Raw genomic sequence first — 21,597 nt, 5'->3', positions numbered from 1 at the left:
TGATGAGTGATCTGCGCGGCGACCGTAACATGCGTCCGGTTCCTGGCGAATCCGCCGGCCCCGGCCTCCGCAGCCCGAAGCGCCTGATCACCGCCGGCATCGCGCTCGGCGCGGTGGCCGCGTTCGGGATCGGTATCTGGTTTGCCTATGATCAGGGCGTGAAGCGTGGCGCCTCGGGTGCGCCGCCGCTGATCCGTGCCGATCAGTCGCCAACCAAGGTCGCGCCGGAAAATCCCGGCGGCATGCAGGTGCCGAACCAGGACAAGCAGATCTACGAACGCCTGCCGGGCAACAGCACCCAGGCACCCGCCGCCGGCCAGACCGAAAAGCTGCTGCCGCCGCCGGAACGGCCGAGCGCCGCGCCGACCTCGCCGGCCGTGACTGTGCCCAATCGCAGCGCGCAGACGGTGCCCAATCAGACTCCCGCGACACCGCCGGCGACATCGGCAGTGCCGAATCGCACCGATGCTCCGAGCGCCACTCCGATCACGCCCGCGGCGCCAGGCCAGCCGCAGCCGGTGACGCCGCCGACCCAATCGGCGCGCACGGCAGCCGTGCCGACGCCGGCACCTGCCCAGCAGACTCCGGCCGCCGCGCCAGCCGCACGCACTGTCACGCCGACAACTGGCGGCACCGCGAAGATCCAGCTCGCCTCGCTGAAGGATCAGGCGGCGGCCACCGCGACCTGGACTGCGCTGCAGAAGAAATTCCCCGCCGAACTCGGCGGTCTGCAGCCGTCATATGAGCGCGTCGAGATCGCCGACAAGGGCACGTTCATCCGTCTGCAAGCCGGTCCGCTGAAAGATCGTGCCGATGCGCAGGCTGCCTGCAGCGCGCTGGCTGCCAAGAACCAGGGCTGCATCGTTGTCGGACGTTAAATCGGTCGACTGGAGCGCTTACGCGCCTGTCGTCGTCGGCTGTGCCGGCACGCAGCTGACGTCCGAAGAGCGCGTGCTGTTCGGTGTACGCAAGCCGCTTGGCCTGATCCTGTTCGCGCGCAATATTTCTGACCCGGCGCAGGTGAGGGCGCTGATCAACGATTTCCGCGGTGTGGTGGGCAATGCCCTTGCGCCGGTGCTGATCGATCAGGAGGGCGGCCGTGTCGCCCGCCTGAAGCCGCCACACTGGCCGGTCTTTCCCCGCGGTGCTGCTTTTGGCGAGCTTTATGCCCGCGATCCGGCACTGGCCGAGGAAGCCGCTTACCTGAACTATCGCTGGATCGGCGCCGAACTCGCAGCCCTTGGCATCGATGTCGATTGTGCCCCGGTGGCCGATCTGCCGATCGAAGGCGCGCATGACGTGATCGGCGACCGCGCCTATGGCCGCGACGCCGATACCGTCACCCTGATTGCCGAAGCAGTGATGCGCGGCCTGGCCGAAGCCGGCGTCATGCCAGTGATCAAGCACATTCCCGGCCATGGCCGCTCGCATACCGACAGTCACCTTGCCTTGCCGGTGGTCGATACGCCCGCCGAGGTGCTGGAAAGCAGCGACCTGTTGCCCTTCGTGGCATTGCGCCACGCACCCTGGGCGATGACCGCCCATATCGTCTATACGGCCTATGATGGCGTTCTGCCGGCGACATTGTCGCCCAACGTGATCAAGCGGGTGATCCGCGACCGCATCGGCTTTGATGGCGTGCTGATCTCCGACGACCTGACCATGAAGGCGCTGAAGGGCAGCCCGGCCGTCACCGGCGTTGCCTCGCTGAAGGCCGGCTGCGACCTGGTGCTGCATTGCTCGGGCGACCTGCCCGAGATGCAGGCGCTGCTCGCAGCCCTGCCGGCGATGAGTCCGGAGGCGGCTCGCCGCGTCGCCCATGCCCGGGCCGCGCTGCCGGCGCCCAGGCCCTTCACCGATGCCGAGCGGCTGCGCCACCAGGCGCTGCTGGAGCAGGCCACGGCCTGAACCGGCCATGATGGACGTCGTTTACACGGCTTCGACCTGGATCCTGCCGGCGCTGCTGGCCATCACCCTGCATGAGGCGGCGCACGGCTTTGTCGCCTGGTGGCTCGGCGATCCGACGGCGAAGGACGCCGGGAGGCTGTCGCTCAATCCGCTGCGACATGTCGATCCGATGGGCACCGTGGTGCTGCCGGCCATGCTGCTGCTGGTGAAAGCGCCGTTCCTGTTCGGCTGGGCCAAGCCGGTGCCGGTCGACTTCCACAACCTGCCTTCGCCGCGCCGCGACATGGCCATCGTCGCGGCCGCCGGGCCCGGCATCAATCTGATGCAGGCCTATATCGCACTGCTGCTGTTTCACCTGCTGCCGATGTTTGGCCAGACGGTCGATCAGTGGGTGGCGCAGAATCTTGAAAATTCTATTCAGATCAATTTGATACTATGTGTATTTAATATGTTGCCTTTACCGCCGCTGGATGGCGGCCGGGTCGCGGTCGGTTTGCTGCCTCTGGCGCTGGCGCGTCCCTTGGCCCGGCTGGAGCGCTATGGCATGGTGCTGTTGCTGATTCTACTGCTCGCCGTGCCCTTGGCGGCCAGTCAATTCGGCATCGACTGGAACCCGTTGTTTGCGCTGATCACTCCGGTGGTGAACTGGCTGGCGGATTCCCTGCTTGCATTGTCGGGACACGGTCGTTAACAACCCCGGCCCATCAAAGGTTTAGGCGAGGATTTGAAAGTAGTGACCGAGGCTGCCGAGACACCTGTATCCGCGCCGGACAGCGCACCCGCCGGGGCCGAGCCTTTCGAGGCCGCCCATCGCGACGGGGTGGCCGATGACGGGATACGCATCGGCGAACAGCTGATCCTCAGCCTTGATGCTTTCGAGGGCCCGCTCGACGTGCTGCTGGCCCTGGCGCGCGACCAGAAGGTCGACCTGCGCAAGATTTCCATTCTCGCCCTGGCGGAGCAGTATCTCCGCTTCATCGCCGAACTGCGCAAGGTGCGCATCGAGATCGCGGCCGACTACCTGGTGATGGCCGCCTGGCTGGCCTACCTGAAGTCGCGCCTGCTGATCCCCGAGCCGGAGAAGGAAGGCGAGCCGTCGGGCGCCGACCTCGCTGCCCGCCTGGCCTTCCAGCTGCAGAAGCTGGAAGCCATGCGCCGGGCCTCCGAACAGCTGATGAGCCGCGATCAGGTCGGTCTGGCCATGTTCCTGCGCGGCCAGCCCGAAGGCGTCCGCGTCATCCGCAAGTCGATCTACACCTCCACGCTCTATGAACTGCTGAAGGCCTATGCCGAGTTCCGCGCCTCCAAGGGGTCGACGGAAGTGCTGACCATGAAGATGGCCCGCCGCCGCATCGTCTCGGTGGAAGAGGCGCTGGCCCGTCTGCGCAACATGATCGGCCAGATCCCCGACTGGGCCACGCTGCAGTCCTTCCTGCCCATCGATTCCGAGGATCCCTTCACCGTGAAGTCGGCGCTGGCGTCGACCTTCAATGCCAGCCTCGAAATGGCCAAGCAGGGCCTGATCGAGCTGAAGCAGGCGCAGACCTTCGGTACCATTTATATCCGCCGCGGCCATGGCAATCTGCCGGTCGAGACCAATGCCACTCCGGAAGAGTAATACGTGATGCAGTCCTACGACGCACTGCCGGCCGACGAGCGGCTGGACGACGAGATCAAGATCATCGCCGCGGCCGAAGATGAGGCTGACGCGGATGACACCGCACTGTCTGCCGGTGCCGCGCCGAAGCGTCGCGAGGACGACGATGATGGCGACGATGACGATGACGAAGATGATGATTCGGATGATGACGACGATGATTCCGATGATGATGACGCCGATGACGATGACTCGGACGATGACGATTCTGACGATGATGAGTCGGATGACGACGAGGATGATGAAGACGACGAAGATGAGGACGAGGGTGAAGAAGCCTCGGCCGAGGTAGCCGCGCCGCCGGCGCGCAAGCCCCGCGCCAGGAAGGCTGCCGCCACCGAAGAGGGCAGCGAAGACGACGAAGCCGCCGCCGCCGAAGCCGGCCTGAGCGATGCCGAGAAGGAAGCTGTCTTCGCCGCCGCCATCCGCATGGCCGAGGCGCTGCTGTTCGCCGCCGCCGAGCCGCTGGACGAGGCGACGCTGCGCAAGCGCATGCCGCGCGGCACCCGCGTGCCGGCGGTGCTGGCCGCGCTGGAAGACATTTATCGCAGCCGGGGCGTGGTGCTGAAGAAGGTGGCCGGGCGCTGGGCGTTCATGACCTCGCCCGACCTGCAGCACATGCTGGAAGAGCATCGCCAGGTGCAGCGCAAGCTGTCGCGCGCCGCGCTCGAGACGCTGTCGATCATCGCCTATCACCAGCCCTGCACGCGCGCCGAGATCGAGGAGATCCGCGGCGTCAGCCTGAGCAAGGGCACGCTGGACCTGCTGATGGAAATCGACTGGGTGAAGGTGCGCGGCCGCCGGCGTGTTCCCGGTCGCCCGGTGACTTATGGCACATCGGACGAATTCCTGGTGCATTTCGGCCTCGAAAGCGCCGATGCGCTGCCGGGCATCGAGGAACTGCGCGCGTCCGGCCTGCTGGAAGCCCTGCCGGCATCTGGCGGCATTCCGATGCCGGGTGAATCTCTCAACGAAGCCGGCGAAGACCCGCTGGACGAAGATGATGACGGCCGCGAATTCCTCGAGCCGCTGGTGGACGAGGAAGCCGACGAGAAGGCCGCCAGGGAAAAGTCCGCCTCCGACGATGAGTGAGCGGTCCGCCGCCAGTGAAAGAACCAGCAGGGCCAGCCTCGATCTGAGCGCGGTCAGTCACGACTACGGCCGCCGCCGCGCTGTCGATGGCGTCAGCTTCACCGTGGCGCAGGGTGAAATCCTCGGGCTGCTCGGCCCCTCGGGCTGCGGCAAGTCCACCACGCTGCGTCTGGTGGCTGGCCTGGAAGACCTGCAGCAGGGCGTGGTCCGCATCGGCGGCGAGATCATGGCCGACCGCGGCCTCAACATCCCGACCGAACGCCGCCATGTCGGCATGGTGTTCCAGGATCATGCGCTGTTCCCGCACTTAAGCGTGGCGCAGAATATTTCCTTCGGGCTTGGCCATTTGGCAGCCGGCGAACGGCAGGGGCGGATCGAGCGCTGGGGCAGGCGGCTTGGCCTGTCGCCGCTGCTGGCGGCCTATCCGCATCAGCTGTCGGGCGGTGAGCAGCAGCGCGTGGCACTGGCTCGCGCCATGGCGCCTGAGCCGCGCGTGATGCTGCTGGACGAGCCGTTTTCCAGCCTGGACAGCCGGCTGCGCGACCAGATCCGCGACGAAACCGTGGAAGTGCTGAAACAGGCCGGCACGGCGACGCTGCTGGTGACGCATGACCCGGAAGAGGCCATGCGCATGGGCGACCGTATCGCCATCATGAATGCCGGCAGGATCGAACAGATCGACACGCCAGCCCAGGTTTATGCCGCGCCGGCCACGCCGTTTGTGGCCCGTTTCCTGAGTGAGACGAATGAAATTCCGGTGCAGGTGCGCGGCGGCGCGGTGGAGACGCCGTTCGGTCGCCTGCCGGCGCCGGTCCCGGATGGTGCTGCTTTGCTGATGTTCCGGCCCGAGGCGCTGCAGGAAGCCGGGGCTGATGCCGCCGGCACCGCCGCCGTCACGGTTCAGCGCGCCACCGCGCTGGGCGCCTATCGCCGGCTTGAGATCGGTGTTGCCGGGCAGCGCTTTGCCGCCCGCCTGCCGGCCGGACCGCTGCCGGCCAGCGGCGCCGTGCTGCATTTCGGCCTGAACCCGGATTTCTGCTTCGTTTTTCCAGCCGCTTAACTGCGATGAAGGGCTGAGAGTCCGGGGGCCGAAGATTGCCTCGGGCGGGCGATCTCTGCCATAGTGCGGCCTGCGTGAGCCGGGCCCGCCTGGGCCCCGCTTTGGAGGAGATAAGGGTATGGGTAGCTTTAGTTTTTGGCACTGGCTGATTGTCCTGCTGGTGATCCTGATCATCTTCGGGGCCGGCAAGCTGCCGAAGGTGGCGGGCGACCTCGCGTCCGGCATCAAGAATTTCCGCAAGGGCATGGCCGAACCCGGCGACGACAAGGACAAGACCGACGCTCCGCCGCCGGTCATCAACCAGCAGCCTGGCCAGCCGACCGGTAGCGCGACGAGCAGCGCACCGGCCGACAAGACCGCGCAGCACTAACAGCAGCCCGCCGGCCGTCTCTCTCCTAGGGACAGGCCGGATCAGCAGCACGGATAGCGTAGGCGGCGATGTTCGACATTGCCTGGTCGGAACTCGGAGTGATCGCGGTGGTGGCGTTGATCGTCATCGGCCCGAAGGACCTGCCCAAGGTGCTGCGCAGCATCGGGCAATGGACCGCGAAGGCGCGCGCCATGGCGCGTGAATTCCAGAGCGGCATTGACGACATGGTGCGCGAGACCGAACTGGACGAGCTGCGCAAGGCCGCCAAGCAGGTCAGCGATTTCTCGATCGAGAACGAAGTGAAGAAGACCTTCGATCCCGACGGTTCGCTGGAAAAGCAGTTCACCGAGCACAACAAGGCGATCATGGACGCCACCTCGGACCTAAAAGGCGAGGGTGCCACCAGGATCACCGATCCGGGACCTGACGCCGCGCCTGTCGAACCGCCGGTCCCTGAACAGCCGGTCCCTGAACAGCCGGCTGCTGTCCAAACCGAGACGCCCAAGCCGTGAGCGACACCAAGACAGACGCCAAGCCGGAGGACGAGGTCGAAGCCTCCCGCATGCCGCTGCTCGATCACCTGATCGAGCTGCGCAACCGCCTGATGTGGTCGGTCGGCACGATCTTCATCGCCTTCGCCGCCTGCTATTTCCTGGCGCCATACATCTATCACGTGCTGATGCAGCCGCTGATCGAGGCGACCGGCACCGAAGGCCGCCGCATGATCTTCACGGCGCCGCAGGAAGCCTTTTTCACCTATATCCGGCTCGCCTTCTGGGCCGCCATGCTGATCAGCTTCCCGATGATCGCCGTGCAGATCTGGATGTTCGTCGCGCCCGGCCTGTACAAGCATGAGAAGTCGGCCTTCGTGCCGTTCCTGGTCGCGACCCCGATCCTGTTCACGATCGGTGGCGCCTTCGTCTATTTCTTCATCATGCCGATGGCGCTGAAATTCTTCATCGGCTTCGAGGCGCCGGGCGGCGAGGGCAGTATCCCGATCCAGCTCGAAACCAAGGTCAGCGAATATCTTTCGCTGGTGATGACGCTGATCTTCGCCTTCGGTATCGCCTTCGAGCTGCCGGTGCTGCTTACGCTGCTGGGCAAGGTCGGCATCGCCACCTCGGCGGGCCTGGCGGCCAAGCGCAAATATGCCATCGTCGGCATGTTCGTGTTCGCCGCCGTGGTGACGCCACCCGATGTGTTCAGCCAGGTCGGCCTCGCCGTACCGCTGATCCTGCTCTACGAAATCTCGATCATCATGGTGAAGCTGATCGAGCGCGACCGCGCCAAGAAAGAAGCCGCCGAAAAGGCCGCCGAGGATGCGGAAAACGCCACCACTGAAACTGCCGCGCCGGCTAAGGACGAGCCTTACACGCCGCCTGCGCCTTGATCGGCCGGGCCCTGATTGCCGTGCCTCGAAGGTAACGCGTTATGCATGACATCAAACTGATCCGGGACAATCCGGAGGCTTTCGACCAGGCCATTGCCCGCCGTGGCGTCGCGCCGCTGTCTGTCACCCTGATCGAACTGGACCGCAAGCGCCGCGCCGCCCAGACCGAATTCGACGAGCTTCAGGGCAAGCGCAACACGCTGTCGAAGGAAATCGGCGCCGCCAAGGCCAAGAAGGACGAGGCTCGCGCCAACGAGCTGATGACCGAAGTCGCCCGCCTGAAGGAGCGGCTTGGCATCCTGGAAGTCGAGCAGAAGGCGCATGAAGAGGCGCTGACCGACGCGCTGTCGCGCATTCCGAACCTGCCGGCCGACGACGTGCCGGACGGTCTGGACGAGAAAAGCAATGTCGAGCAGCGCCGCACCGGCGCGCCGAAAAACTACAGCTTCAAGCCGAAGGAGCATTTCGACCTCGGCGAAGGGCTTGGCTATATGGACTTTGCCAATGGTGTGAAGCTGGCCGGCGCACGCTTCACTGTGGTGAAGAGCCAGCTGGCGCGGCTGGAGCGTGCGCTCGGGCAATTCATGCTCGACCTGCACACCTCCGAATTCGGCTATACCGAGATGCAGCCGCCGATGCTGGTGAACGATGCCACGGCATTCGGCACCGGCCAGCTGCCGAAATTCGGCGACGACCTGTTCCGCACCACGACGGGCTACTGGCTGATCCCGACCGCGGAAGTGCCGCTGACCAATCTGGCGCGCGATCTGATCATCGACGAGAGCGAGCTGCCCTGGCGCTTCACCGCGCTGACCGCCTGTTTCCGCTCGGAAGCGGGTGCGGCTGGCCGCGACACGCGCGGCATGATCCGCCAGCATCAGTTCAACAAGGTGGAGCTGGTCAGCATCGTGTCACCCGACAAGTCGGTGGAAGAGCACGAGCGCATGACCGGAGCAGCCGAGACGGTCTTGAAGCGCCTCGACCTGCCGTTCCGCACCATGCTGCTCTGTGCCGGCGATATGGGCGGTGCGGCGCGCAAGACCTATGACCTGGAAGTCTGGCTGCCGGGCCAGGACCAGTATCGCGAGATTTCCTCCTGCTCGAATTGCGGCGACTGGCAGGCGCGGCGCATGAATGCGCGCTGCCGTGCCCCGGGCGAGAAGCAGACCCGTTTCGTGCATACGCTGAACGGCTCAGGGTTAGCTGTCGGCCGCGCGCTGATCGCGGTGATGGAAAACTATCAGAACGAAGACGGCAGCATCAGCGTGCCGGATGTGCTCAGGCCCTATACGGGCGGGCTGACAAAAGTCGAGAAGGTGGGGAAGTAATGCGTATCCTGGTGTCCAATGACGACGGCATTCACGCGCCGGGCCTGAAAATCCTGGAGAAGGTCGCGCGCTCGCTGTCGAAGGATGTGTGGGTGGTGGCGCCGGAATACGAACAGTCGGGTGCCTCGCACTCGCTGACGCTGACCCTGCCGCTGCGCCTGCGCAAGATCAACGCGCGCAAATACGCCGTGCGCGGCACCCCGACCGACTGCGTGATGATGGCGATGCACGAAATCTTCAAGGACAAGCGGCCCGATCTGCTGCTGTCCGGCGTCAACCGTGGCGCCAATCTGGGCGAGGACGTGACCTATTCGGGCACCGTCGCCGTCGCCATGGAAGGCTCGCTGCTCGGTGTGCCGTCGATCGCGCTGAGCCAGTGTTTCCAGCATGGCCATCCGGTGAAATGGGGCACGGCCGAATACCATGCGCCGCGCGTCATCAAGAAGCTGCTCAAGATCGGCTGGGCGAAAGACACGCTGATCAACGTGAACTTCCCCGATGTGGTGGCAGACTCCGTCACCGGCATCGAAGTGGTGCCGCAGGGCAAGCGTGACCTGGCCGACCTGCTGCTCGATGCCCGTGTCGATGCGCGCAGTGTGCCGTATTACTGGATCGGGTATCGCAAACAGAAGAACAAGGCCAAGCGGCATACCGATCTCGGCGCGACCGAGAGCGGCGCAATTTCGGTGACGCCGCTGCAGCTCGACCTCACGCACAAGACCGGCATGAAGGCGCTGAAGGCCGCCCTTGCTTGAGACGATGGACACCCGCGTCATCCAGTTGCTGATGGAACTGCGCAAGCAGGGCATCGGTGACACCCGCGTGCTGGCGGCGATGGAACGGGTGCCGCGCGAGCAGTTCGTTGCCGAGCAGTTCCTGAAACACGCCTATGACAACATCGCCCTGCCGATCACGCAGGGCCAGACGATCAGCCAGCCCTATGTGGTCGCCTATATGACCGAGGCGCTGAAGCTGACCGACCGCATGAAGGTGCTGGAGATCGGCACCGGCTCGGGCTACCAGACCGCCGTGCTGGCCCGCCTCAGCCGCCGCGTCTACACCATCGAGCGCTACCGCTCGCTGCTGACCACCGCCGAGAAACGGCTGAACGAGCTGAAGATCACCAACGTGGTCACGAAACTCGGCGATGGCAACAAGGGCTGGATCGAGCAGGCGCCGTTCGACCGCATCCTGGTCACAGCCGCCGCCGATACGCGGCCAGACGGCCTGATCGCACAGCTTTCGCCCAATGGCGGCATCATGGTGGCCCCGGTGGCGGTGAACACGACCGAACAGGATGTGATCCGCTATACCCGCGAGGGCGATGACATACGCGAGGAGCGGTTGTTGCCGGTGCGTTTCGTGCCGCTGCTGCCCGGAATCGCCCGCGAAGCGGCAACCTGAGCTTTTGGGCCGTGTGCGGCGCCCCGGCCTTGTACGGCCGGCTTCCGTTGTCGTAACCGGGGAAGGGCCTTAGACTCCGCCATCATGTTTCGGATTCGCGTTCTGGCCATACTGACCCTGACCGGACTGGCTGCCTGTGGGCAGCAGGCCCCGGCACCGGTGGTGTTCGGCCATCGCGATCAGCCTCCCTCCGTCGCAGCCGGTACGCCGCCGCCGCATACGCAGAGCCAGCGCAGCCCAAGCAGCAGTCAGGCTGGCGGCCCGGCCGGTGCAACGCCACAGGCTGCACCGCAGGGCGTGGTGCAGATGCAGCAGCTCGGGCCGCCGGGCGGGACACCCGCGCCGACGGTACGCACGCAGCCTGTGCAACAGCAGCCCTCGGCGCCTGCCGCGTCCAGTCTCGACGATGCCGTGATCGTGCAGCCGGGCGACACCGTCTATGCGCTGTCGCGCCGCTACAATCGTCCCGTCCGTGCAATCATCGAGGACAACAGCCTGCAGCCGCCCTATGCACTGCAGCCCGGCCAGCGCCTGAACCTGCCGCAGAGTCGTTTCCATACCGTGCAGCGCGGCGAGACGCTGTACAGCATTTCGCGCAGCACCGGTGTTGACCTCTACAGCCTGGCGCAGGCCAACGACCTGCCGCAGCCCTACAGCATCAGCATCGGCCAGCAGCTGAAAGTGCCGTCGTCCACCGGCTATGCCGTGGCCTCCGCGCCTGCGCCAGAAAGCCCAAGCGCGCCGCAGGAGCCTGCGCCGCGCGGCTATCAGGCCGATACGCTGCCGGTAACGCCCGGTGCGACAGTCGCGGCACCGGTGCAGAGCGATGAGGCGCCCAACAGCGCCGGCCTGCCGCCCATTCCGCAACAGGCAGCGCCAGACACGCCTGCACCAGCCCCCGCACCGGCGCCAGCACCGCAAGTGGCCAGCGCACCGCCGTCGAGCGCGGGGCCGACCGCCGATCCGAAACAGGATACCGTGTTGCCGCCGCGGTCGGGCCGCACTTTCTCATGGCCGGTGCGGGGTCGCGTGCTGGCCGGTTTCGGCCCGACGCCGGATGGCCTGCACAATGACGGCATCAATATCGCGGCGCGCGCCGGTGCGCCGGTGATCGCTGCCGAGAATGGCGTAGTGGTCTATGCCGGCAGCGAGCTGAAGGGCTTCGGCAACCTGCTGCTGATCCGCCATGCCGATGGCTGGATGACGGCCTATGCCCATCTCGACAAGCAGCTGGTCAAGAAGGGCCAGAAGGTGACGAAGGGCCAGGCGATTGGCACGGTGGGCAGCACCGGCGGTGTCAGCCAGCCACAGCTGCATTTCGAAATCCGCCGTGGCACGCAGGCGGTCGATCCCGCGAAATTCCTCTCGGTCGCCTGATTAGGGCTTCGGCCCAATCAGGGCTTAGGAACGGTGAGCGGCTGGCCCAGCCGGCCGGCAAGATCCTGGATGAACTGCCAGGCAACGCGGCCCGAGCGCGCGCCGCGCGTCATCGACCATTCCACCGCCTCGGCGCGCAACTGCTTCTGGTCGATCTTCAGGCCGAAGGCTTTGCTGTAGCCATCCAGCATGGCGAAGAAATCGTCCTGGCTGCAGGAATGGAAGCCGAGCCAGAGGCCGAAGCGGTCGGACAGCGACACCTTTTCCTCGACCGCCTCATGCGGATTGATCGCGGTCGACTTCTCGTTCTCCATCATGTCGCGCGGCAGCAGGTGGCGACGGTTCGAGGTAGCGTAAAGCACCACATTCTCCGGCCGGCCCTCGATGCCGCCATCGAGCACCGCCTTCAGCGACTTGTAATGCTGGTCTTCCGCATCGAACGACAGGTCGTCGCAGAACAGCACATAACGGCGCTTTGAGTCGCGCAGCAGTGTCAGCAGCGCCGGCAGGCTGGGAATGTCCTCGCGATGAATTTCGACCAATGCGAGCGCGTGCGGCTTCTTGGCGTTGATCGCCCCATGCACGGCTTTGACCAGTGACGACTTGCCCATGCCACGCGCGCCCCACAGCAGGGCATTATTGGCGGGCAGGCCCTTGGCGAAGCGCTGCGTGTTGTCGAGCAGGATGTCGCGCACGCGCTCCACGCCCTGCAGCAGGCGGATCGGCACGGCATTGATCCGGGGCACCGGCGCAAGCCAGCCGGGCGCGGGGTCCGCATGCCAGATGAAGGCATCGGCCGCCATGTCATCGAACGCCGGGGCGGTCGGCGGCGCCAGCCGTTCCAGCGCCGCAGCGATGCGCAGCAGGGCGGTTTCGTCCAGGTGAGCAGCAGCGCTGGCTGCGGGCTTTGCAGCAGGCTTCACAGGAGGACGGACGGCTTTTTTCGCGGGCTTTTTGGACATGCTTGTCATCAGAAAATACAAGTGAAAGGTGAACCATTCTGGGGGCGTCGCGGGCAGGGCGCAACCGGTAGCGGGGGCAGTGTGTTTGCGCCATAATCCGGCCCCGAAAAACGACCGCTCGCCCCGACTGAGGAGGACTGCATGTATCCCGAAGTACAGCTCTTTATCGACAATGCCTGGACCAAGGGCGCTGGTGGCAAGACCATCCCCGTGCTGAACCCCGCCACCGGCGAAGAGATCGGCAAGGTGGCGCATGCCGAGAAGGCCGACCTGGACCGCGCACTGGCCGCTGCCGACAAGGGCTTCAAGGCCTGGAAGAAAGTCTCGCCCTTCGACCGCTACAAGGTGCTGCGCAAGGCCGCCGACATCATCCGCAGCCGCGCCGACGAGATCGGCAAGATCATGTCGATGGAGCAGGGCAAGCCCTTCATCGAAGCCAAGGGCGAGACGATGCTCGCCGGCGACATCATGGACTGGTTCGCCGAGGAAGCCCGTCGCACCTATGGCCGCATCGTGCCGCCGCGCGCCGAGGGCGTGTATCAGCTGGTGGTGAAGGAGCCGGTCGGTCCGGTCGCCGCCTTCACGCCGTGGAACTTCCCGATCAACCAGGCTGTGCGCAAATGCTCGGCCGCGATTGCCGCGGGCTGCTCGATCATCCTCAAAGGCCCGGAAGAGACCCCGGCGGCCTGCGCCGCGCTGGTGCAGGCTTACGTCGATGCCGGCGTGCCGGCTGGCGTGATCCAGCTGGTCTATGGCATTCCGTCGGAGATTTCGGAATACCTGATTCCGCATCCGGTGATCCGCAAGATCACCTTCACCGGCTCGACCCCGGTGGGCAAGCATCTGTCGATGCTGGCGGGCCAGCATATGAAGCGCATCACCATGGAGCTGGGCGGCCATGCGCCGGCCATCGTCTTTGAAGACGCCGATGTCGATACCGCCATCAAGGTGCTGTCGGCCAACAAGTTCCGCAATGCCGGCCAGGTCTGCGTGTCGCCGACCCGCTTCCTGGTGCATGAGAAGGTCTATGGCCAGTTCGTGCAGGGCTTCACCGACTTCGCCAAGTCGCTGAAGGTCGGCGACGGTATGGACAAGGACACCCGCATGGGCCCGCTGGCGAATGACCGTCGCGTGCAGGCGATGGAAATGTTCGTCGCTGATGCCGTGTCGAAGGGCGCCAAGATCGAGACCGGCGGCAAGCGGATCGGCAACAAGGGCAACTTCTTCGAGCCCACCGTGATGACCAACATCAACAACGACATGCGCATCATGAACGAGGAACCGTTCGGCCCGCTGGCGCCGATCATTCCTTTCTCGAACTTCGATGCCGTGGTGGAAGAGGCCAACCGTCTGCCCTTCGGTCTGGCGGCCTATGCCTATACCAAGTCGGCCAAGACCGCGGCTGCCATCGGTGCGGCGTTTGAGTCCGGCATGGTGTCGATCAATCACCATGGCCTGGCCCTGCCGGAAGTGCCGTTCGGCGGCATCAAGGATTCGGGTTACGGTTCGGAAGGCGGCTCGGAAGCCATTGAATCCTACCTGAACACCAAGTTCATCACGCAGGTCGGCCTCTAAGCTTCTGCGCGAGACGAGACGGAAAAGGGGGCTTCGGCCCCCTTTCTTTTATTTTCCACGCATATTCCCACGATATACACGCATTCCACCACGAGTCTTAAGGCGACCGGGTTATGTCGTGTGGCGGACGCGCATGTTAAGGCGATTGACAGCTGCAACGAGTGAATGGCTGTCGATGAAAGAGAGCAATCCGGGATCAGGACTGCAGAACGGGCTGGTCGTCGAACGTAATCCTGAGATCGACGACAACGCCATCGTGCTCGACCGCCACGACAGCATATCAGGCTATATCAATACGTATGGCGACAAGCTGGCGGAATGGTACGAGGACCATACTGCCATCGTGGTGCCTCACTGGCCGCTGCCGATTGATCTGGCATTCCTGCAATCGATCACCATGCCGCCGGCATACAAGAAGATCGGCTCGGCCAACGGCATCGATGGGCCGCTTTTCAAGCGCACCAAGGACAACAAGTATGTCGGGATTAACCCGCTGTTGAATCTCAATTTAGAGATGATGGAGACGATCTATCTGCGTGACCAGATCCAGCTGGCATTCCGCCAGATCCGGCTGGATATCGCACGCCTGTTCGGTCGCTACCGTTTGGTCGAGGCGAACATGACCTTCCGCTGCGTGCCGACCCGGGACGAGGGCATGCATCTCGACGCCTTTGCCGGCGGCGGCGTATCGCCCATGCACCGGATGAAATTTTTTATCAACATCGATAGCCAGAATCGCGAGTGGCAGACGTCTTACTCCCTGCCACGAGCGCTGGAAGTCTACCGCGACCTGCTTGGTGATATCCCGGCCGGAATTAACAGGAACGATCTCAATCACGCCCTGACCGCGAAACTTGGCAATATTCTGCCGCGTCACCGGATCAGCTATCCGGCCCTGAGCTGCGTGATTGCAAACGGCGAAACCATTTTCCACGAAGTCACCTTTGGCAACCGGATGATCGCCGGTGAATTCTTCACTCCCGTCGAGACCATGCATGCGCCGGACAAGTTCATCGGCAGGCAGGTGGCGGAAACGATGCAACGCTTCGGTATTGGCCAGACAGAAACCGCGCCCGTCTAGAGCAACCGTAGCATGATACCGGCCAGCGCAGCGCCGCCGAGCAGCCAGCCAAGGCCGAGATGGAAGCGGAAGACGGCGATCAGTGCGGCGGCTGACAGCGCCGCCATCCAGGGATCGAGACTGCTCAGCACCGGCAGATCCCAGCTGAAACCGCCGAGCGACACAGTCTGCATCTGGCGGAACAGCACATGCAGGCTGAACCAGACGGCGAGATTCAGGATCACGCCGACCACGGCCGCAGTGATCGCCGCCAGCGCATGGGCGAAGGCCTGCACATGGCGGGCGCGTTCCACATAGGGTGCGCCCAGGAAGATCCATAGGAAGCAGGGCACGAAGGTGACCCAGGTGGCGAGCAGTCCGCCGAGCAGTCCGCCCAGCAGCGGATCAAGGCCGCTATCCTTGAAGCCGGCGAGATAGCCGACGAAGGTCAGCACCAGAATGAGCGGACCGGGCGTGGTCTCGGCGAGACCGAGGCCATGCAGCATCTCGCCCGGTGCGAGCCAGCCGTAATGCTCGACCGCCTGCTGACCGACATAGGCCAGCACCGCATAGGCACCGCCGAAGGTGACGACAGCCATCTCGCTGAAGAACACGCCGATGCGGCTCAACACATGGTCGGGCCCGAAGACGGCGAAGCTCCACAGCACCGGCCCGGCCCAGAGGGTGGCGAAGATCACGAGAATACCGAGATTGCGCGACCAGCTCGGCGCCACGCTGGGCAGCACGTCGCCGTCATGCTTTGCCTGCGCGGCGATCCAGTCGGGCCGCTTACGGCCGACGATCCAGCCGATCACGCCGGCGCCCAGCACGATCAGCGGGAAGGGTATCTGCAGCACGAAAATGCCGATGAAGGCCGCTGCACTGAGCGACAGCAGGAAGCGCGTCTTGATCGCGCGCCTGGCGATGCGCTGCGTCGCCTCGAACACAATGGCCAGCACGGCGGCCTGCAGGCCGAAGAACAGGCCATCGACCAGCGGGATTTCGCGCCACAGCACATAGATGGTGCTGAGGCCGAGGATGACGGCGAGGCCCGGCAGGATGAACAGCAGGCCGGCAGCCAGGCCGCCTTTCCAGCGATGCAGCAGCCAGCCGATATAGGTGGCGGTCTGCTGCGCCTCGGGTCCGGGCAGCAGCATGCAGAAATTCAGCGCATGCAGGAATTGCGGTTCGCTGACCCACTTCTTTTCATCCACCACGATGCGGTGCATGAGCGCGATCTGGCCGGCCGGCCCGCCGAAACTCAGCAGGCCGATCCGTGCCCAGGTCCAGAAGGCTTCGGCGAAAGTCGGGTGGTTTTGCGTCTGGATATTCATGATGTTTTTCTGTCCCGTCAGGCCGCCGGCGGCCAGCCATGACTTTCGTTTACCGCGCTGGCGCACCAGGCGTAAAGCGCGTCGTAGATCAGCATGCCGCGCTCCAGCATGATGTCATCGTCCTGCAACATGGCTGACAGTCCGAGCGAGATGGCCAGCAGGCCGGGCGCCTGCGGTGCCAGTTCCGGCCGGCCGGTATCGGCAGCGCGCACGATCAGGGCCAGCTGCGCCAGCGCCGGATCGTCCTTCAGGTCATGTCTGGCGATAAAAGTGTCAAAACTGCAGAACGCGCCATCGTGGCTGTAGGCGGCGCCCGGAATGTCGTAGGGCGTGGCCTGCCACTCTGCGGCGCGTGCAAAGACCTGATCACTCGGCACGTACAGAAACGTCGCATCGGCATCGATGAAGCGCCGCACCAGCCAGGGACAAGCGATGCGGTCGATCTTGGGTCGTTCGCGGGTGATCCAGCGGCGGCTGTCTGCTGACGGTTTGGGCTGCATCGGTCCGCCAGCGCTCCGCCAGCCTTCGATACCATCGGCGAGATAGCGGGCGCGGAAGCCGCGGCGCCGCAGCTCTGCCGCCGCGCCCTGGCTGACTTCATGGCCATGGACGCAGGCAACAATGATCTCGGCATCACGCGGCAGGTCATTCGCCCAATGTGCCAATGCGTCAGGACGCCGACGCCGGGCGCCGCGGAGTGTGCTGCCGGCTTCGGCATAACGTTCCTCGCGCCGCACATCGAGCAGAACGGGAAAACGTCCGGCGGCCTGTTCGCGCGCCAGTTCAGTAATCGAGATGGAAGGAGGGAGGGTGCTGGTATCCATAAAGCGACTCCTGCCGTGCATGACACGGCTGCAGGAGCGGCGCTTGGATACCGGAGTATCTAAGATGCGGGGAGACCGCGTTGTCCCCGTGGGCTGAGACTTATCGCCGTGCCGGCCGAAAGGCAAGCAGCTTTTTCAGGCGGTCGAAACCCTGCCGCCGGGATGGCGCAGCACGCGGCCGGCCAGTTCCTTTTCGGTCAGCACCATCTGCACCAGGCCTGAGGCCATGCCGCTCAGACGCACCAGGTCATCGACCAGCACCGGACTGGGCGACAGCAGGCGTTCGATCTCGGCATGGGCGCGAGACAGGTCATCATCTGCAAGCGGTGCGGGTTTCGGTATTGGGGCTTCTGTCCGACGCTGCGCCTGCTGCGGTGCGAGAATGGCGAGAATGTCGTCCGCTGTTTCGATCAGCGCGGCGCCATCGCGGATCAGGCCGTTGCTGCCACGGCAGCGCGGATCGAGCGGCGAGCCCGGCACCGCCATCACCTCGCGGCCCTGTTCGGCGGCCATGCGTGCGGTGATCAGCGAACCGGACTTCAGCGCGGCCTCCACCACCAGCACGCCCATTGACGCGCCGGAGATCAGACGGTTGCGGCGCGGAAAATTCTGCGCCAGCGGCGGCGTGCCGCAGGGCATCTCGGCAAACACCGCGCCACGTTCGGCGATCTCGTCCTGCAGTTTCGCATTCTCGGGCGGGAAGCTGACGTCAATCCCGGTGCCGATGAAAGCAGCCGTCTTGCCACCTACGCTCAGCGCGCCTTCATGCGCGGCCTTGTCGATGCCGCGCGCGAGACCGGAGAGGATCGTAAAACCGTGCTGCGTCAGCGCGGCGGCGATGTCACGGGTGAAGCGCTGACCGATGGCGGAAGCATTGCGCGCGCCGACCATGGCGATGCCGGGCAGGACGGTGACGGCATTCGCATCGCCCTTCACGGCCAGCAGGGGTGGCGCGTCTTCCAGTTGCATCAGACTGATGGGATACCCTGGCTCGCCCCAGGCCAGCAGATAGGCGCCACAGGCTTTCAGCGCCTTGAGTTCAGCCGCGATGCTTTTCTCGTCGGCCAGCTCGATCTTGCGCTTGCCACCGGCGCGCGCGTTCATCTCGGGCAGGCGCGCGATGGCCTCGGCGGCGCTGCCGTAATACCGGAGTATGTGATGGAAGGTGATCGGTCCCAGATGGGTGCTGCGGATCAGCCGCAGCCAGTCGCGCTTGTCCTGATCAGGCAGCGGGCTTGTCGCCATCCTCGGGTTTCTTCTTGCCGATCTTCGGTTCCTCGCCCTTGAGCAGGCGGGCGATATTCTGGTGGTGCCGGATGAAGACCAGCACGGCCATCATCGCGGCCAGCCCGGCCACGTCGGGCCCGACGATAAACCAGGCGACGACCGGCGACGCTGCCGCTGCGACCAGCGCCGACAGCGAGGAATAGCGCAGCGTGAACGCGACAGCGAGCCAGCACAGGATGGCGAAGACGCCGATCGGCCAGGCGACGCCGAGCATTACCCCGAGGAAGGTGGCGACGCCCTTGCCGCCATTGAACTTGAGCCAGACCGGAAACAGATGGCCGAAGAAGGCGGCAAAGGCCATCACCAGCATCACGTCCGGGCCATAGTAGGCTCCGAGCAGCGCGGCCGCCGTGCCCTTGCCGCCATCAAGCAGCAGCGTGGCGGCAGCCAGATCCTTGCGGCCGGTGCGCAGCACGTTGGTGGCGCCGATATTGCCCGAGCCGATGCTGCGGATATCACCCAGGCCGCTCAGCTTGGTGATCACCAGGCCGAACGGAATCGCGCCCAGCATGTAGCCCAGCACGGCTGCCGCGACATAGTAGGGCAACGGCGAATCCCAGGCGACCGGATCCATCATCATGGTCATGATACGTCAGCTTTCGCGCTTGCGCTGGAACACCGTTTCGCCGCCCACCACAGTGCGCAGCGCATGGCCCTGCACACGCCGGCCATCATAAGGCGAGTTCTTGGCCTTGGAGCGGAATTTCTTTTCATCGACGCGCCAGGGTGTATCGACGTCGAAGATCAGCAGGTCGGCCGGCGCGCCCGGCGCGAGGCGGCCGGTATCGAGCTTGAGCAGCCGGGCCGGATTGCAGGTCAGGCAGGCGAGCAGACGCAACAGCGGCACTGAACCGTTGTGATAGAGTTCCAGCGTCAGCGGCAGCAGCGTCTCCAGCCCGATCATGCCGAATTCGGCCTGGGCAAACGGCAGCCGCTTGCTTTCGGGGTCCTGCGGCGCATGCGCCGAGGAGATCACGTCGATGGTGCCGTCGGCGATGGCGTCCACCACCGCCTTGCGGTCGGTTTCCACCCGCAGCGGCGGCTTCACCTTGGCGAAGGTGCGGTAGTCGCCGACATCGAGTTCGTTGAGCGCGAAGTTATGCGGCGCGGCGCCAGCGGTGAGGCGCAGGCCGCGCTGTTTGGCGCGCCGCACGACATCGAGCGAGTCCGCCGTCGAGAGATGCGAGGCATGCAGCCGGCCCTGCGTGGCTTCCAGCAGTCGCACATCGCGTTCCAGCAGGATCACTTCCGCCATCGCCGGAATACCGGCGAGACCGAGGCGGGCCGCAATTTCGCCCTCGTTCATCACGCCGCCCTTGGCCAGCGAGGGATCTTCGCAATGCTGCATGATCAGCAGGTCGAAGGTGGTGGCGTAGGACAATGCGCGACGCATCAGGCGCGGCGAGGCGATCGGCTTGTCGCCCTCGGTGAAGGCGACGGCGCCGGCCTGGGCCAGCAGGCCGAGTTCGGTGAGTTCTTCGCCTCTGGTGCCCCTGGTGACCGCGGCGGCCGGCAGGATGCGCACAACAGCGGTATCGCCGGCGCGGCGCGCGACGAATTCGACCAGCGCGACCTCGTCAATCGTCGGTTCGGTATTGGGCATCGCCACCATGGTGGTGACGCCGCCGGCTGCCGCGGCGCGGGCGCCGGTGGCCAGTGTTTCCTGATGCTCGGCGCCCGGCTCGCGCAGCCAGACATGCATGTCGATCAGGCCGGGTGCGAGACAGTGGCCCTGGCAGTCGATCTGTTCGACATCGCCGGCAAAGCCGCCGCTCGACAGCTTGGGACCGAGATCGACGATGCGGTCGCCTTCGGTCAGCAGCGCGCCCTTCACATCCAGGCCGGAGGCGGGATCGAGCAGGCGGGCGTTGGTGTAGAGTTTGCGACGGCGGGCCATGGGATTGGGACTCATGCTCCGGCCGGCGTGGAGTGACGCCAGTTCGGCTTGTGCTGCGCCAGCAATTCGAGGCAGGCCATGCGCACGGCGACACCCATCTCGACCTGTTCGTGAATCACGCTGCGATGAATGTCGTCAGCCACCTCGGTATCGATCTCGATGCCGCGGTTCATCGGGCCGGGATGCATGATCAGCGCATCGGGCTTGGCAAACGCCAGCTTCTCATGGTCGAGGCCGTAGAAATGAAAATACTCGCGCGTCGATGGCACGAAGGAGCCGTGGAAACGCTCCATCTGCAGGCGCAGCATCATCACGATATCGACGTCGGTCAGGCCCTTGCGCATATCGTGGTAGACCTCGACACCAAGCCGTTCGGCAAAGGCCGGCAGCAGTGTGGGCGGGGCGATCAGGCGCACGCGGGCGCCCATGGTGTTCAGCAGGTGGATATTCGAGCGCGCCACCCGGCTGTGCAGGATGTCGCCGCAGATGGCGACCGACAGGCCTTCCAGGCGACCCTTGCGGCGGCGGATGGTCAGGGCGTCGAGCAGGGCCTGGGTCGGATGCTCGTGGCTGCCGTCGCCGCCATTGATGACGCTGCAGCCGACCTTCTGCGCGAGGAGCGCCACCGCGCCGGAATCCTGGTGCCGCACGACCAGCAGGTCGGGGTGCATGGCATTCAGGGTGATGGCGGTGTCGATCAGGGTCTCGCCCTTCTTCACCGAGGAGGTGGCGACCGACATATTGATGACGTCGCCGCCCAGCCGCTTGCCGGCCAGCTCGAAACTGGTGCGGGTACGGGTCGAGTTCTCGAAGAACAGGTTAATGATGGTGCGGCCGCGCAGGCTGCTCTGTTTCTTCTCGACCGCCCGGTTCAGGTCCACATAACGGTCGGAATGGTCCAGCAGCGTCTGGATGTCCTGGGCGGAAAGCCCTTCGATTCCAAGGAGATGCCGATGAGAAAATGGTGGCAGCGGCCGGAGGCCGGCGGATTCGGCGGGGGGAGTGCGACTCGCAGACATTAAAAATGCACCATACATAAAAGTGCCCCGGCGGGCAATGAACCGGCAATCAA

The 21,597-nt window shown here is 65.0% G+C and carries 22 protein-coding genes; 15 read left to right on the top strand and 7 right to left on the bottom strand.

From position 1 onward, the window contains the following. Positions 1-2: 2 nt before the first annotated feature. The 13 genes from FNB15_RS16915 to FNB15_RS16850 all read left to right on the top strand — a co-directional run bounded on the left by FNB15_RS16915 (position 3) and on the right by FNB15_RS16850 (position 11,586). A complete protein-coding gene (locus tag FNB15_RS16915; RefSeq protein ID WP_144257842.1) occupies positions 3-878 on the top strand; it encodes an SPOR domain-containing protein in 876 nt (291 codons plus the stop codon). Next, positions 865-1,908, top strand: coding sequence for a beta-N-acetylhexosaminidase (gene nagZ, locus FNB15_RS16910; RefSeq protein ID WP_246068715.1), 1,044 nt, complete (start codon positions 865-867; stop codon positions 1,906-1,908). The genes FNB15_RS16915 and nagZ overlap by 14 nt, the downstream gene beginning before the upstream one ends. Positions 1,909-1,915: 7 nt before the next feature. Beyond that, positions 1,916-2,599, top strand: coding sequence for a site-2 protease family protein (locus tag FNB15_RS16905; RefSeq protein ID WP_221932669.1), 684 nt, complete (start codon positions 1,916-1,918; stop codon positions 2,597-2,599). 42 nt (positions 2,600-2,641) lie between these two features. After that, complete coding sequence (locus FNB15_RS16900) at positions 2,642-3,526, top strand: segregation and condensation protein A (RefSeq protein ID WP_246068714.1); 885 nt, start codon at positions 2,642-2,644, stop codon at positions 3,524-3,526. A gap of 6 nt (positions 3,527-3,532) precedes the next feature. Next, positions 3,533-4,657, top strand: a complete 1,125-nt coding sequence (gene scpB, locus FNB15_RS21400) for an SMC-Scp complex subunit ScpB (RefSeq protein WP_246068871.1) — start codon at positions 3,533-3,535, stop codon at positions 4,655-4,657. Then, on the top strand, positions 4,650-5,717 hold the full coding sequence (locus FNB15_RS16885) for an ABC transporter ATP-binding protein (RefSeq protein WP_144257839.1): 1,068 nt from the start codon (positions 4,650-4,652) through the stop codon (positions 5,715-5,717). The genes scpB and FNB15_RS16885 overlap by 8 nt, the downstream gene beginning before the upstream one ends. Positions 5,718-5,835: 118 nt before the next feature. Continuing rightward, on the top strand, positions 5,836-6,087 hold the full coding sequence (locus FNB15_RS16880; protein WP_144257838.1) for a twin-arginine translocase TatA/TatE family subunit: 252 nt from the start codon (positions 5,836-5,838) through the stop codon (positions 6,085-6,087). Between the two features lie 68 nt (positions 6,088-6,155). Next, a complete protein-coding gene (tatB, locus tag FNB15_RS16875) occupies positions 6,156-6,599 on the top strand; it encodes a Sec-independent protein translocase protein TatB (RefSeq protein ID WP_144257837.1) in 444 nt (147 codons plus the stop codon). Then, entirely contained in the window at positions 6,596-7,477 is an 882-nt protein-coding gene (gene tatC, locus FNB15_RS16870; RefSeq protein WP_342777565.1) for a twin-arginine translocase subunit TatC, read from the top strand. Before tatB ends, tatC begins: the two co-directional genes overlap by 4 nt. A gap of 41 nt (positions 7,478-7,518) precedes the next feature. Beyond that, positions 7,519-8,805: a serine--tRNA ligase gene (serS, locus tag FNB15_RS16865; RefSeq protein ID WP_144257836.1), complete on the top strand. Its 1,287-nt coding sequence runs from the start codon at positions 7,519-7,521 to the stop codon at positions 8,803-8,805. Next, the gene (surE, locus tag FNB15_RS16860) at positions 8,805-9,560 is read left to right on the top strand and encodes a 5'/3'-nucleotidase SurE (protein ID WP_144257835.1); all 756 of its coding nucleotides are present in this window, start codon (positions 8,805-8,807) and stop codon (positions 9,558-9,560) included. Before serS ends, surE begins: the two co-directional genes overlap by 1 nt. A gap of 4 nt (positions 9,561-9,564) precedes the next feature. Next, positions 9,565-10,209, top strand: coding sequence for a protein-L-isoaspartate(D-aspartate) O-methyltransferase (locus FNB15_RS16855; protein WP_144258800.1), 645 nt, complete (start codon positions 9,565-9,567; stop codon positions 10,207-10,209). Between the two features lie 84 nt (positions 10,210-10,293). Continuing rightward, complete coding sequence (locus FNB15_RS16850; RefSeq protein WP_144257834.1) at positions 10,294-11,586, top strand: LysM peptidoglycan-binding domain-containing M23 family metallopeptidase; 1,293 nt, start codon at positions 10,294-10,296, stop codon at positions 11,584-11,586. A gap of 17 nt (positions 11,587-11,603) precedes the next feature. Here the strand turns inward: FNB15_RS16850 and FNB15_RS16845 are convergent, their stop codons facing one another. Continuing rightward, a complete protein-coding gene (locus tag FNB15_RS16845) occupies positions 11,604-12,548 on the bottom strand; it encodes an ATP-binding protein (RefSeq protein ID WP_144257833.1) in 945 nt (314 codons plus the stop codon). Positions 12,549-12,689: 141 nt separating this feature from the next. On the opposite strand from FNB15_RS16845, the gene FNB15_RS16840 reads away from it, so the two are divergent. Next, positions 12,690-14,123, top strand: a complete 1,434-nt coding sequence (locus FNB15_RS16840; protein WP_144257832.1) for an NAD-dependent succinate-semialdehyde dehydrogenase — start codon at positions 12,690-12,692, stop codon at positions 14,121-14,123. Positions 14,124-14,298: 175 nt separating this feature from the next. Further along, complete coding sequence (locus FNB15_RS16835) at positions 14,299-15,204, top strand: hypothetical protein (RefSeq protein WP_144257831.1); 906 nt, start codon at positions 14,299-14,301, stop codon at positions 15,202-15,204. Here FNB15_RS16835 and chrA read toward each other — a convergent pair. The 6 genes from chrA to FNB15_RS16805 form a co-directional block, all read right to left on the bottom strand. Then, positions 15,201-16,517, bottom strand: a complete 1,317-nt coding sequence (gene chrA, locus FNB15_RS16830) for a chromate efflux transporter (protein ID WP_144257830.1) — start codon at positions 16,515-16,517, stop codon at positions 15,201-15,203. The two genes, FNB15_RS16835 and chrA, sit on opposite strands and share 4 nt — an antisense overlap. A gap of 17 nt (positions 16,518-16,534) precedes the next feature. Further along, a complete protein-coding gene (locus tag FNB15_RS16825; RefSeq protein ID WP_144257829.1) occupies positions 16,535-17,341 on the bottom strand; it encodes a chromate resistance protein ChrB domain-containing protein in 807 nt (268 codons plus the stop codon). A 135-nt stretch (positions 17,342-17,476) separates the two neighbouring features. Continuing rightward, positions 17,477-18,586: a DNA-processing protein DprA gene (dprA, locus tag FNB15_RS16820; RefSeq protein ID WP_144257828.1), complete on the bottom strand. Its 1,110-nt coding sequence runs from the start codon at positions 18,584-18,586 to the stop codon at positions 17,477-17,479. Further along, on the bottom strand, positions 18,564-19,205 hold the full coding sequence (gene plsY, locus FNB15_RS16815) for a glycerol-3-phosphate 1-O-acyltransferase PlsY (protein ID WP_144258799.1): 642 nt from the start codon (positions 19,203-19,205) through the stop codon (positions 18,564-18,566). Before plsY ends, dprA begins: the two co-directional genes overlap by 23 nt. A gap of 15 nt (positions 19,206-19,220) precedes the next feature. Further along, entirely contained in the window at positions 19,221-20,525 is a 1,305-nt protein-coding gene (gene pyrC, locus FNB15_RS16810) for a dihydroorotase (RefSeq protein WP_221932668.1), read from the bottom strand. An 11-nt stretch (positions 20,526-20,536) separates the two neighbouring features. Continuing rightward, positions 20,537-21,544, bottom strand: coding sequence for an aspartate carbamoyltransferase catalytic subunit (locus tag FNB15_RS16805; RefSeq protein ID WP_144257826.1), 1,008 nt, complete (start codon positions 21,542-21,544; stop codon positions 20,537-20,539). Positions 21,545-21,597: the final 53 nt, after the last annotated feature.

The organism is Ferrovibrio terrae, assembly GCF_007197755.1.
Taxonomy (GTDB): domain Bacteria; phylum Pseudomonadota; class Alphaproteobacteria; order Ferrovibrionales; family Ferrovibrionaceae; genus Ferrovibrio; species Ferrovibrio terrae.
The sequence above is the reverse complement of the archived record's forward strand: the minus strand, read 5'-3'. Positions and strand labels throughout refer to the sequence as shown.